The organism is Pseudomonas sp. 8 R 14, assembly GCF_900005955.1.
Classification (GTDB): Bacteria; Pseudomonadota; Gammaproteobacteria; order Pseudomonadales; family Pseudomonadaceae; genus Aquipseudomonas; species Aquipseudomonas marginalis.
On record NZ_CVTH01000077.1, the window covers coordinates 216,274 to 229,556 of the forward strand.

Genomic DNA, 13,283 nt, shown 5'->3' on the forward strand with positions numbered 1-13,283 from the left:
CACACTCCTTGCTGCCTCTGGGCAAACCCTGGCAGGACTCCCCCATGCTGCACTCGCACCTGACTACGCTCAACGCCGTCTCCCTGGTACTCGACACCTTCAGGGCCGAGGGCGTGAGCCGCGACGTGCTGCTGGCCGGCAGCGGTATCTGCGGCGCCGACCTGAACCGCCGACACGCGCATCACCACCAACCAGGAGATGCGCGTGTGTGCCAATGCCGTGGCCCTGCGCCGCGATATCGGCCTGGAGTTGGGCCGGCGCATGCACGTGTCATCCTACGGCATGCTCGGCTACGCGCTGCTGACCAGTGCCACCTTCGGTGACGCTTTGCGCCTGGCCCTGCGCTATCCGGCGCTGTTGGGAACACTTTTCGAGCTGAGCCTGGAAGACGACGGCCAGCGCATCTGGTTCACCGCCGACGGGTATCGGGAAAACCCGGCGCTGGCCACCTTCAATGTCGAGTTCTGCCTGGTGTCGTTGAAGGTCATCTGTGACGATCTGCTGGGCCATGCCCTGCCGTTGCTCGGTGCGCGTTTCGAACACCGCGCCCCCGACTATCGCGCACGCTATGCCGAGCACTTCGATTGCCCTCTTGCCTTCGCTGCCAGCGCCAATGCCTTCGCTTTCGACCGGCGCTGGCTCGACCAGCAGTTGCCGCTGGCCGACCCCATCACCCACCGCGCCATGGCCGAGCGCTGCCGCAAACAGAACACCGAATTCACCGGGCGCCAGGCCTGGCTCGGCCGGGTACGCCAATTGCTGGCCGCCCAATTGAACGCCGCCCCCGGCATCGATGGCCTGGCCGGGCAGATGAACTGTTCGCCGCGCACCTTGCGCCGGCATCTGCATGACCTGGGTTGCAGCTATCAGGAACTGCTGGACGAGTTACGCTTCGAGCGGGCCAAGCAGTTGCTGGGCGAGGACCAACTGCCGATCTATCGCATCGCCGAGCAGTTAGGCTTCAGTGAAACCGCAAGTTTCAGGCACGCCTTCGTACGCTGGAGCGGCGTGGCACCGAGTCAGTTCCGCGCTTGAGTCGCGTGCCCCACATGGGGCGAATAACGGACACAGGCTTTGGCCATATTTATCCCCTTTTGGCCGCTCCTGCCGTTCTCCAAACCTGCCCACGCCGCAACACTGCAAGGCATCCCAAGCAGCCTGCGGAGAACAACAATGCTGACGATCTATTCGGACGATCATCATCTGCACCACGGCCGTTGTGAATTGATGGACGGGCAATTGATGCCCTGCTTCGAAATGCCCGCCCGCGCCGACCATGTGCTGCAGCGGGTCAAGGACCGCCAGCTCGGCCCGGTGCAAGCCCCGCAGGACTTTGACCTGGCCCCCTTGCAGCGCATCCACAGCCGCGAGTACCTGGATTTTTTCAAAGGTGCCTGGGCCCGTTGGCTTGAGTTCGGCCAGGACGGCGACCTGCTGCCCTATACCTGGCCCGCCCGCACCCTGCGCGCCGTCATGCCCACCAGCCTGCACGGCCAGTTGGGTTACTACAGCTTCGACGGCGGCGCGCCGATTACCGCCGGCACCTGGCAGGCAGCCTATAGTGCGGCGCAGGTGGCGCTGACCGCGCAACGGGCGATCCAGCAAGGCGCCCACAGTGCCTTCGCGCTGTGCCGGCCACCGGGACACCACGCCGCCAGCGACTTGATGGGCGGTTATTGCTACCTCAATAACGCCGCCATCGCCGCCCAGGCATTTCTCGATCACGGCCACAGGAAGGTTGCGATCCTCGACGTGGATTACCACCACGGTAACGGCACCCAATCGATTTTCTATGAGCGCAGTGACGTGCTCTTTACCTCGATCCACGGGCACCCGGAAGCCGAGTTTCCGTTTTTTCTCGGCTATGCCGATGAGCGGGGCGACGGGGCCGGAGAGGGTTTCAACTTTAACTATCCGTTGCCGGCCGGTTCGGGCTGGGACACCTGGAGCGCCGCACTGGAACAGGCTTGCCAGGCGATTGAGGGCTACGGCGCCGACGTCATTGTGGTGTCCCTGGGCGTCGATACGTTCAAGGACGACCCCATCTCGCAGTTCAAGCTCGACAGCCCCGACTACCTGGCCATGGGCAAGCGTATCGCCCGCCTGGGCAAGCCGACGCTGTTCGTGATGGAAGGCGGTTACGCGGTGGAAGAAATCGGCATCAATGCCGTCAACGTTCTCGAAGGTTTTGAAGGGGCAGTCGAATGAATCTGTTCAAGTCGCTTGTGCTCTGCGCCGCCGTATTAAGCACCGCCGCGCACGCTGAAGAAAAAAACCTGCGGGTCTACAACTGGTTCGACTACATCACCCCCAAAGCCCTGGAAGACTTCAAGGCCCAAAACCCGTCGATCAAACTGGTCTACGACATCTTCGACACCAACGAAGCCCTGGAAGCCAAGCTACTCACCGGTAATTCCGGCTATGACGTGGTGGTGCCGTCCAACGTGTTCCTGGCCAAACAGATCGAGGCCGGTGTGTTCCAGGCCCTGGACCGCAGCCAGTTGCCGAACTGGAACCACCTCGATCCCAAGTTGATGAAGCTGATCGAGGCCAACGACCCGGGCAACAAATTCGCCGTGCCCTACATGTACGGCACCATCCTGATTGGTTTCAATCCCGACAAGGTCAAGGCCGCGCTGGGCGCAGATGCACCGGTGGACAGCTGGGACCTGATCTTCAAGGAGGAGAACATCAGCAAGCTCAAGCAATGCGGCGTGGCACTGCTGGATTCACCCTCGGAGATCCTGCCCCTGGCCTTGCAGCACCTGGGCCTGGACCCCAACAGCAACAACCCCAAGGACTATGAAAAAGCCGAAGCCTTGCTGCTGAAGATCCGCCCGTACATCACCTACTTCCACTCCTCCAAGTACATGGCCGATATCGCCAACGGCGACATCTGCGTCGCCGTCGGCTACTCCGGCAGCTTCTCCCAGGCCGCCAACCGCGCCAAGGAGGCCAGGAACGGCGTGATCGTAGACATGCGCCTGCCCAAGGAAGGCGCGCCGATCTGGTTCGACATGCTCGCCATTCCCAAGGGCGCGAAGAACCCCCAGGACGCCTACACCTTCATCAACTACCTGCTGCAACCGCACGTCATTGCGCCGATCAGTGATTTTGTCGGCTACCCCAATCCCAACAAAGACGCTACCGGGCAGGTGGACCCGGCGATCCGCAACAATCCCAACCTGTACCCCACCGAAGCCGCGATGGCCACGCTCTATACCTTGAAACCTCTGGGACGTGACGCCGAACGCGCCAGGACCCGCGCCTGGTCCAGGATCAAGTCCGGGACCTGAGCAAATGTGGCCGGGAAGTGCGCTTCCCGGCCATGATGACTTATCTACCGACCGCCCGGCCGCAGCGCCAATTACCTTGCAGCTCTTCATGCCGACCCAGGCCAAGGAGCTGCAGATGCCCAACGATTCACCCCCTAGCAACAATCGCCCGCCCAGCAGCTATGAGCTGCTGACGCAACTGAGCGTCGGCCCGTCGATCCGCGACGTTGCCGCCAACCTGTTGCGTTCGTCCCTCATGGAGCAATACCCGACACTCGCTATCGACCCTGACCTGGCCATGGTCATCACGCCGCGCTGGCGCATCGTTGGCGATGTCATCCAATCCGCACCCGCCACCGCGCAATCGCTGACCTCGGTGCTGGCCAACCAGGCCCTGGCGCCCGAGCCGGTGATCTATATCGACGGCGAACACTTCCTCACCCTGGAGCCCGAGGCCAAGCCCGCCGTGCACCTGCCGGTGCAGATCGATGCCATTGCGCGGCTGATCAATGAGCTGGCGGCGCTGATCTTTACCGCCTTCCAGGAGCAGCAACTTGACTACTGGAACGCTTCCAACGGCCTGGCGGGCCCACGCTGGCAAACACTCTCCCGTTCCCTGCGCAACGTGTGGAACGTCACCGCGCAGGACGGCTGGGATGAACACGATTGCGCCATGGCCAGGACGTTGTTCCACTTTCCGGACCGGGCCAAGCGTCGGAACTTCGACACATTCCAGACACACGCTTACCTGATCGATATAGATGGCCTTAAAAACAACCGCTCCACTCACGTCGGCCTGTCGGATATCGCGGTGCTGATCGGGGTACATGAGCAACGCCAGCGGGTCCTGACGTATTCGCTGATCAACGGCTACGAGAAATTCGAGTCACTGCAAAAGCTCGGCGAAGCCTTGCCCGCGGCACTGACTCAAGCGGAGGGGGAGGTAACCGTGCAATGGCGATTGTACGAACCCGCCGGGGATTTTTTCGACAGCCTGGCGTGCAACCTGATCGCCCTGCAATTGCAGGCCATCGGATCAATTGGCTCCGCCGACCTTGAAGCCCCCGCCACGGCTGCCGTCACCGGCCAGGCCGTCGCGCGCATCCTGCCGGTGATTGAAGACTTGAGCGATCACTCATTGTCGAGCATCCGCCAGATCCACGAGCAACTTCCCGACTGGCTTGCCAATGCCTCGGACCTGGACGTATCGACCTACAGCCGTTATGTGATCGAGCTGGCCGAACTGCATACCCACAACCACGGGCAGTCTTTCCAGGACGGTATCCCGCCGATCCGCGACTACGCCAGGCAGCAACTGCAAAACCGGATCAAGGCCCATGCAAATGGCGCGAGCCTGAACCTGGACAAGATAGAGATCAGCATCGAGAGCCCGGTGGTCTGGGGCACCTTCGTGCTGCCCGGAACCACTGACATCACCCGGCGCAGCCTGATCGACCTGGCCCTGGAAAACCTCACCGGGCTGCCCACCGGTACGCCCAGCGTGCACTACAACGGCGGCGAGGGGCCGCAATGGCTGACGTACAACTACCTCAAGGACGTGATCGAAACCCTCGACATCGGTGAACGCTACCCGACGCTGATCAAACACACCTTGCTCGACGACCCCGTTCAATCAAGGCGCCGGCAAACCCTCTACACCTCGCACTTGCGGGTGCAACTGCCACTGCTGGCCTTGCAGTGGAAGATCCAGGGCCTGCACGGCATCGATGATCGCGGTTATCGCTATATCGCTGCCGCGGTGCAGGCACACGTCCATGAACGGCAGGTCGAGGGGCAAGAGATCGTCATCCGGCGCCTGGCGTTCATTCCAACCCTGCGCACCAGCCAGGCGCAGGATGGGGTGGCGAATATGTTTGTGATCGGCCCCCGCGACCACACCCAAGGCCCGTGCCTGTTGTACCGCCCACTGCTGGAGCCGGTGCTGATCCAGTACCCGTCACGGCAAAACCTGTTGTACGCCATCAAGCATCACCGCACCCTGCGCGACTCGGTACTGGCCTGGCTGGCCGAAGATGTGCGCTTCAACTACGAGCAGTATGTCTTCCCTGCCGCATTACCTTCGCCGTGGACCGTGGTGCGCGGGTTGGTGGAGCCGCAAGTGGTGGTGCAAATGAGCGGCCCCCTGGCCTTGAGCGACGAAGTGATGGGCAACGACAGCCTGGCGACGCTGTTCAGGGACAACGCCAACGCGATGGTTGAATTGGCGACGCGGCAATCGGTGTCCAACGCCCAGAAACGCTGGGCAAGCTATCGAGAAGCCGGCTGGCTGATTTTCAGCGCGGCGTTGCCATTCATAGGCCGCACCGTGGGCATCGCGGCCTGGATCTGGCAAATCATGGACGACCTGCAGGCGACCGCCCAGGCGGAGCCGGAGCCTGACGGGCAGGTGTCCTGGACAGCCCAGGTGGATCTGCTGCTCAACCTGGGCATGGCCCTGGTGCTGCACGTCGCCCTGCGCCATCCGCCGCTGCGAAAGACGCCCAAGGCCACGTTGCCGAAACATGAAGCCACCCCGACCCAAGCGCCTGAAACCAGACTGCCGCCGGAGCGCCGGATCCCCGTGATGCGCCGCCCCGACTTGCCCGACGCCGAACCGCCCGCTCGCCATCAAGGCCCGCTGTACAACAGCGGCGCACTCCAACGCTCTCCGACAAGCCTGGGGGCCACGTTGGATCGCTTCAAAGTGGCCAGGCCCGACGGGCTGGGGGAAGCCGTCAAGGAAACAGGGCCGCACCTGCATCTCTGTGCGCTTGCCGATAAATGGTACGCGCCGGTGGGCGCACGCTGGTTCGAGGTGGCGGTGGATGAAAACGACAATGTCATGATCGTCGATCCGGGCCGCCCCACTCACGTCGGCCCGCTGCTGGTGAGCAACCTGGCCGGGCAATGGTTTGTCGACACTCGCCTGCGCCTGCGCGGTGCCGGTTTCAGGAATCGCCGGCAATCGGCTCGCGGCAAGGCACCTTCGCGGATCACCGACCTCCGGCAGAAACTCAACCAATTCGATGCTGACGAACGGCGCGGGCAAGCTGAAGTCGCCCAGGCCCACGCCGCGATAGACCCGGTGCCCGGGCCCTCCTCCGATCGCCAGCGCCAGGCGTTCCTCGACAAGGTCGACAGCCGCCTGGCCGACTATGACGTGCCCATTCGCCAGTTACGTTCGCTGAATGTCATCGATTCGGTACCCAACTACCAGAGTTCGATGATCGACTACCTGAACAAACAACTGCTGCTGACCCGCTCGGCCATCTCGGAACGCTTGCCGGTCTTTCGCGACAAGTTGCTGGTGTCGGTGGAAGACATGGAAGCCGTCACCGCCCTGGACATCAAGCAGCGTAACGAGATCGCACAGACGATGGCGAAGCTGAACCTGGATATGATCAACCGCATGGAGTATGCGCAATCGCGCTATCGCCAATTGGAAAGCCTGGGCATAGAGGGTGCCAAGGTCATCCACACCAGCGTGCAGGCCCTGCCCGACTTCAAGCTGCACGACCTCAAGGCCATGCAACTCACCCTCAGCCGCTACCTGTGTATTGGCGAAGGCAGCGGGGAGGCCTTCACCGACGCCCGGGTACAACTCAATGACATCGTGGATACCGCCGATCTCACGGTGCAAACGTGGATCGAGACCCTGGTGGAAACCAGCATCAGCGACCTGCACGAGCGTATTGAAGTGCTCAACAGCCTGGTCGACCAGTTCGCGATTGTCGACCAACGCCTGCTGGACCTGCACGCCGAACACCCGGAACAGGTGCAGCGAGAACCCCTGGAACACCTGCGCCAACGCATCGATGAATTCAACCAACAGGCGGTGCATGAACTGGCGCTCTTGATCAGGCAACGAAAAGCCCTGGAGCCCAAGCCTGGCCCATCAAAAGCCCCCCCGACACCCAAGCGCAAAGTCATCAAGACACGCTTTAACGGGGTGGTGGTGGGCGAGCCCCGTGAAGCCGAAAGCGGCCTGGTGGACGTCAAGGCCCCAGTGACGGGCAAACTCATCGCGACCTTTCACGAAAAAACCCCTGGGGTCTGGGTCGAACGCCAGAGCACACCCTCAAGCCCGCGTGAGCCCCAGGTGATCGACCTGGGTAGCAGCATCGACGCCGCCCAGAGCCTGCTGGATGAAGAGCCCGCCGCCACCGTGCGCACCCTGGACCACGCGAAGAAAGCCGGGCGTATTCCGGTGGAAATCGAAGAGATGTTCCACCAGTACGCCGCACGCCTTGAACACGCAATGGCCACGATCGAAGAGGCGCTCACCCGGCTCAACCTCACGGAAAGCGACCGTCCGCCCGCCGCAGCCCTGAACCGCCGGCTCAATGACGCCGCACAACGGCTATACGAACTGGGCACAAGCACCCGCATCAGCATGACCAAACAACAACCACCCACGGCGGCACGGGTGGAGTGGCTGCACAGCCAAGGCCTGGTGAAAATCGCCAAAGTGGTCACGCGGCGGCGGCTCAAGGGCCCCGGCAAAAACTACCTGGACGAATACGAGGTGCGTGATCACCAGACCCATGCGGTGCTCTGGTATGCGCACTTTCACTATGAGTCTCCCCAGACGGCGCTGGAGCACTACACCGCCGGCCACCTCAAGACCCGCGACCAGCAGAAGCTGGGGGGTGCTGTACACCGCACGGGCTTGAGCGACCGTGACCAGATCGCGATTTATCGCAGTGAAATCAGCCCGATCCTGGCCCGCTCGTTGTTTTTCCAGGCCTGACCGTCAATCGTGCTGCCAGGCCCTGCGCAACGTTGCCAGGGCCTCGGCAACGGCCGTCTCGGGTACGGCGGCAAACCCCAGCACCAGGCCGGCGCGCTGGTCTGCCGGAGTGGTGGAGTGCGCCAGCCAGTAACTGCTTAAACCATTGACTTCGACGCCCACGGCACGGGCCTGCTCAAGCAGCTGTTGCTCGCGGGCCAGGCTGTCCACGCGCACGGTCATGTGCAGCCCTGCAGCGATAACGGGCAACTCGCCCACCCCCGGCAGACCACGCGGCCACCCGGCGAGCAAGGCATTGCGCCGGCTCAATGCCGCGCGCCGCATCCGGCGGATATGCCGCTGGAAGTGCCCGGCCGCCATAAACTCGGCCATCACCGCCTGGGTACTGACTTCCGAGTGGCGCATATCCACCGCACGGCGCCGTGAGAAAGCATCAACCAGGCCTGGCGGCAATACCAGATAGCCCAGGCGCAAGGCCGGGAATGCGACTTTGCCGAAGGTACCGACGTACAGCACGCGGCCGCTGCGGTCCAGCGCGGCCAGCGGCGCCAGGGGTGCGCCGCTGTAGCGGTATTCGCCGTCATAGTCGTCCTCCACGATCCAACCGCCGGTGCGCTCGGCCCAGGCCAGCAACTCCAGGCGCCGCGCCAGGCTCATCACCACGCCCAGCGGATATTGGTGGGAGGGCGTGACATAGGCCAGGCGGCAATCACCCAAGGTATTCAGGACCTGGCAATCGATGCCGTCGCTGTCCACCGGCACGCCCTGCAGGTTGGCACCGGCCAGTGCGAACGCGTGCCCGGCGGCCCGATAGCCCGGGTTTTCCACCGCTACCCCATCGCCTGGCTCTACCAGCAGCTGTGCACAAAGGCTGATTGCCTGTTGTGCACCGCTAGTGATCACTATTTGCTCAGCCGTACATTGCATGCCCCGTGAGCTGCGCAGGTAAGCGGCGATCAGGCCGCGCAGGCGGCTGTCACCCGCCGGGTCGCCATAGCACAGCTGCGCCAGGTCCGGCTTGCGCCAGAACGCCCCGTTGAGCTTGGCCCAGACCTCGAAAGGGAACAGATCGAAGGCTGGCACGCCCACGCGAAATGCCTTGGGCGGCCCCGACGGCGGCTGTGGCAAATGGTTACTTTGCACGCGCCCCAAGGCCGGCCTGTGGATAACTTCGCCGTCGAGATCTTGCGGCAAATCCATCCACTTTGTGGATAAGGCTGGGGATAACCTTGTTGATAAGCCTGTGGATACTTTTGTGGATAGTTTTTTTGCCGTGGGCAATTGGGCGACATAGGTGCCATCACCCACACGGCCTTCGACAAACCCCTCGGCGTACAACTGATCGTAGGCGCGCACGACGCTGTTGCGGGAAATCAACAGCGCAGCGGCCAGGTCACGGCTGGCGGGCAGGCGCGTACCGCTGGCCAGGCGCCCATCCAGCACGCGCTGACGCAGGGCTTCATAAAGCTGGCGCGTCAGGCCTTGGCGCCGATCCAGCTCGATACCGGCAGGGTTGAAGGACAGCGGCGGCGAAATGGGCGAGATCATATTGGACCTATGAAATTGGCCGAAGATGGCTCTTACAACGAACCATTAGCCTGCCTAGGATGCAGGCATTCGCCAAGGAAAATATTATGTACACACCACGCGCTTTTGCCCTCGACGACTTGCCCGAAATACAGCAACTGATCCAGCACACACGCCTGGCGCAGTTGGTCACCTTTGGCAAGCAAGGCCTGCAGGCCAGCCACTTGCCGCTGCTGCTCAATCCCGACGAAGGCCCCAACGGCACGCTGTACGGGCACCTGGCCAAGGCCAATCGGCAGTGGCAAGACCTGCAAGACGGCAGCGAGGCTTTGGTGATCTTTGCCGGCGCCGAGGCCTATGTCAGCCCGGGGTTTTACCCGGCCAAGGCTGAGCACGGCAAAGTGGTGCCCACCTGGAATTACATCGCGGTGCATGCCTATGGCAAGGCCGAGGTGTTTACCGATGCCGAGCGCCTGCTAGGCGTGGTCAGCGCCCTCACTGACCGCCACGAGGGCAATCGCGCCCAGCCCTGGAAAGTCAGCGACGCCCCGGCTGATTACATTGACGGCATGCTCAAGGCCATCGTCGGCTTCAGCCTGCCGATCGAACGCCTGATCGGCAAACGCAAACTCAGCCAGAACCGCAGCGCGGCGGACATCGCCGGCGTGCGCGACGGCCTGGCCGCCAGCGCCGATATACGCGACCAGACCCTCGCGCGCTTTATTCCCCAAGGAGTTTCAGAATGAGCCAGATCGAGATCCGCCCGGTCACCGCAACCGACCACGCCGCCTGGCTGCCGCTGTGGCAGGCGTACTTGACGTTCTACAACACCGAACTGCCGGACGCCGTCAGCCAAAGCACCTGGCAGCGTCTGATCGATGCCCATGAGCCGACCCACTCCGCGCTGGCCTGGCAGGATGGCAAGGCGGTGGGCATGGTCAACTTCATCTACCATCGTTCCAACTGGAGCATCGAGAACTCCTGCTACCTGCAGGACCTGCTGGTGGACCCGGTCCAGCGCGGCACCGGTGTCGGCCGTAAACTGATCGAGTTCGTCTACGCCACTGCCAAGGCCGACGGCTGTTGCAAGGTGCACTGGCTGACCCACGAGACCAATACCACCGCGATCCAGCTCTACGAGCGCATCGCCGAACGCCCTGGCTTCATTCAATTTCGCAAAGGTCTTTAAGGAGCGCAGCATGTCCACTTCTCTCGCCGACTGGAAGGGCGCCCCGGCGCCCACCGCGCAACTGCTTGAAGGGCGCTTTATCCGCCTGGAAAAACTCGACCCGGCCCGCCACGCCGCTCAATTGTGGCAAGCCCTCGAAGGCCCCGGTGCCGACCCCAAGTTGTGGGATTACCTGCCTTACGGCCCGTTTGCCGAGCGCGCCGCGTTTGATGCGTGGTTGAACAACCATGCGGCGAACAGCGACCCGTATTTCTTCAGCGTGGTCGACCGTGCGTCCGGCCAGGTGCAGGGCATCCTCAGCCTGATGTCCATCGTCCCGGCCCAGGGCCGTATCGAAATCGGCCATGTCACCTTCGGCGCGCCGATGCAGCGCTCACCCAAAAGCACCGAGGCGGTGTATCTCTTGGCCAAATACGCGTTCGAACAGGGCTACCGCCGCCTGGAGTGGAAGTGCAACAACGGCAATGCCCGCTCCAAGTATGCGGCTGAGCGGTTGGGGTTCAGTTTTGAAGGGGTGTTCCGCCAGCATATGGTGGTGAAGGGGCAGAACCGCGATACGGCGTGGTATTCGATCCTGGATTCGGAATGGCCGACGGTGGGTGCGGGGTTTGAGGCGTGGTTGTCGGAGGCGAACCAGGCAGGTTCCGGGCAGTTGAAGGGCCTGGCGGAGTGTCGCCGCCAGGCGCTTTAAGGCTTACCCCAGCTTCTGGGCCAGCACCGCAATGTGCTCCGGCCCGATCCCGCAGCACCCGCCCAAGTGGCTGGCACCGCGCTTTTTCCAGTCCGCCGCCCACTGCAGGTAGCCCGGTGGGTCGAGATCCTCGCGCAAGGGGTCCAGGCCGTCGTTGGCCGTGGCTTCCTTGGGCTGTGGCGGGAAGGCGTTGGCGTAGGCACCGATCTGAATCGCCACGCCCAACCGTTCGAAGGTTTGGCGTGCGGCATCGATCGCCGCGCCGATTACTTCCGGCTGGCTGCAATTGAACAGTAACACTTGCACACCCAACTGCGCCGCCGCTTCGGCCGCGTCCGCCACCGGTTCGCCGGAACGCAGGCGCGGTACTTCGTCGGTGTCTTCGTCTTTCAAGGTAAACGACAGCCAGAACGGCTTGCCATCCTTCGGCAGGCCCGCATGAATCGCCCGCGCTTCGACGATTGAGCTCTGGGTCTCCGCCAGCCACAGATCGACATGGGGTGCCAGGCCCTGCACCAGTGGCGTCAACAGCTCAGATACGCGCTGCGGCTCGAACAGATCAGGCCGATACGAACCAAACAGCGGCGGCAACGAGCCGGCCACGCGCACGGCCTTGCCCGAAGCCTGCACCGCCCGTCTGGCCAATTCACCCGCCAGCGCCGCCAGGGCCTGGCCTTCGGCAGCAAAGCGCGCCTCGCCGATATGGAACGGCACCACCGCATAGCTGTTGCTGGTAATCACGTTGGCCCCACTGTCGATATAGGCCGCATGCACCGCCTCCACCGCCTGCGGTGCTTCGCTCAATGCCAGCGCCGACCACTCCGGCTGCCTGAAGGGCGCACCGCGGCGTTGCAGTTCACGGCCCATGCCGCCGTCCAGAATTACTGTGCTTACTGCGCCCATATGCTTTTTACTCATAAGCTTATGAAAATAACTCACTATGAGAGTCGTTCTTATAACTATTTAATACGTTCCGTTCGGTTCATAACAACCTCTTTTTTATTCAGGTGCCTCCTTGAAACTTAAACCGCTATTGGCCTTGGGCCTGACGATGCTTGCTGCCTCCACCCAAGCCTTTGGCGGCGCGACCCTGGACCGGGTTGAGAAGAAAAAAGAACTGGTGGGCGTGCTGATGGAAAGCTACCCGCCGTTCTCGTTCCTCAACGAGCAAAACCAGCTCGACGGCTTCGATGTCGATGTGGCCAAGGCTGTCGCGCAAAAGCTCGGTGTGAAACTACGCCTGGAAACGCCGTCGTGGGACGTGATCGCCGCCGGCCGCTGGAGCGGGCGCTATGACATCTGCATCTGCTCGATGACCCCGAGCAAGGCCCGCGCCGAAGTCTTCGACTTCCCGGTGGAGTATTACGCCTCCCCTGCCGTGATCGTGGTCAATGCCAAGGATGACAGCATCCACGGCGCCAAGGACCTGAGCGGCAAGAAAGTCGGCCTCACCAGCGCCTCCAGCTACGAGAGCTACCTGAACAAGAACCTGGTGATCGAAGGCGCCGAGGACACCCAGTTGCAGTACCCGTTCGAGAACGTGCAGATCGCCCCGTACGACACCGATAACGTCGCCTTCCAGGACCTCGGCCTGGGCGCAGGAGTGCGCCTGGATGCGATCCTGACCAACCTGGTCACGGCCCAACCGCGCCTGGACCAGGACAAACGCTTCAAACTCGCCGGCGCAGCGCTGTATGCCGAACCCAACTCGGTGGCCATCGAAAAAGGCGACGCCCAGTGGGACGCCAAGGTGCGTGAGGTGTTTGCCCAGTTGAAACAGGACGGCACCCTGAGCAAACTGTCGCAAAAATGGATCGGTGCCGATATCAGCCAATGAGTGTTCCCCCAAAA

9 protein-coding genes and 1 pseudogene are annotated in these 13,283 nt (G+C 62.6%); 8 read left to right on the forward strand and 2 right to left on the reverse strand.

The genetic code is table 11. From position 1 onward, the window contains the following. Window positions 1-44 precede the first annotated feature (44 nt). The 4 genes and pseudogenes from BFQ01_RS21155 to BFQ01_RS21170 all read left to right on the forward strand — a co-directional run bounded on the left by BFQ01_RS21155 (window position 45) and on the right by BFQ01_RS21170 (window position 8,025). A pseudogene (locus BFQ01_RS21155) lies at window positions 45-1,035 on the forward strand (AraC family transcriptional regulator). Between the two features lie 138 nt (window positions 1,036-1,173). Further along, window positions 1,174-2,208, forward strand: a complete 1,035-nt coding sequence (locus BFQ01_RS21160; protein WP_065926757.1) for a histone deacetylase family protein — start codon at window positions 1,174-1,176, stop codon at window positions 2,206-2,208. Further along, window positions 2,205-3,296 carry a polyamine ABC transporter substrate-binding protein gene (locus BFQ01_RS21165; RefSeq protein WP_065926758.1) on the forward strand — a complete coding sequence of 364 codons (1,092 nt, stop codon included), beginning with the start codon at window positions 2,205-2,207 and terminating at the stop codon, window positions 3,294-3,296. The genes BFQ01_RS21160 and BFQ01_RS21165 overlap by 4 nt, the downstream gene beginning before the upstream one ends. A 115-nt stretch (window positions 3,297-3,411) precedes the next feature. Continuing rightward, entirely contained in the window at window positions 3,412-8,025 is a 4,614-nt protein-coding gene (locus BFQ01_RS21170) for a dermonecrotic toxin domain-containing protein (RefSeq protein ID WP_065926884.1), read from the forward strand. Window positions 8,026-8,028: 3 nt separating this feature from the next. Here BFQ01_RS21170 and BFQ01_RS21175 read toward each other — a convergent pair whose 3' ends face one another. After that, window positions 8,029-9,570 (reverse strand): MocR-like pyridoxine biosynthesis transcription factor PdxR, encoded by a 1,542-nt coding sequence (locus BFQ01_RS21175; RefSeq protein WP_065926885.1) that lies wholly within the window; start codon window positions 9,568-9,570, stop codon window positions 8,029-8,031. 89 nt (window positions 9,571-9,659) lie between these two features. Between BFQ01_RS21175 and BFQ01_RS21180 the strand changes: the two genes are divergently transcribed. From BFQ01_RS21180 to BFQ01_RS21190, 3 genes are read left to right on the forward strand one after another with little or no spacing between them, the layout of a single operon-like run. Beyond that, window positions 9,660-10,298 (forward strand): FMN-binding negative transcriptional regulator, encoded by a 639-nt coding sequence (locus BFQ01_RS21180; RefSeq protein ID WP_065926759.1) that lies wholly within the window; start codon window positions 9,660-9,662, stop codon window positions 10,296-10,298. After that, window positions 10,295-10,741: a GNAT family N-acetyltransferase gene (locus tag BFQ01_RS21185; RefSeq protein ID WP_065926760.1), complete on the forward strand. Its 447-nt coding sequence runs from the start codon at window positions 10,295-10,297 to the stop codon at window positions 10,739-10,741. The genes BFQ01_RS21180 and BFQ01_RS21185 overlap by 4 nt, the downstream gene beginning before the upstream one ends. A 10-nt stretch (window positions 10,742-10,751) precedes the next feature. Continuing rightward, complete coding sequence (locus BFQ01_RS21190) at window positions 10,752-11,432, forward strand: GNAT family N-acetyltransferase (RefSeq protein ID WP_065926761.1); 681 nt, start codon at window positions 10,752-10,754, stop codon at window positions 11,430-11,432. Window positions 11,433-11,435: 3 nt separating this feature from the next. On the opposite strand, the gene BFQ01_RS21195 is transcribed toward BFQ01_RS21190, so the two are convergent. Beyond that, a complete protein-coding gene (locus BFQ01_RS21195; protein WP_027608227.1) occupies window positions 11,436-12,335 on the reverse strand; it encodes a homocysteine S-methyltransferase family protein in 900 nt (299 codons plus the stop codon). Between the two features lie 112 nt (window positions 12,336-12,447). Between BFQ01_RS21195 and BFQ01_RS21200 the strand changes: the two genes are divergently transcribed. Next, entirely contained in the window at window positions 12,448-13,269 is an 822-nt protein-coding gene (locus BFQ01_RS21200; protein ID WP_065926762.1) for an ABC transporter substrate-binding protein, read from the forward strand. Window positions 13,270-13,283 lie beyond the last annotated feature (14 nt).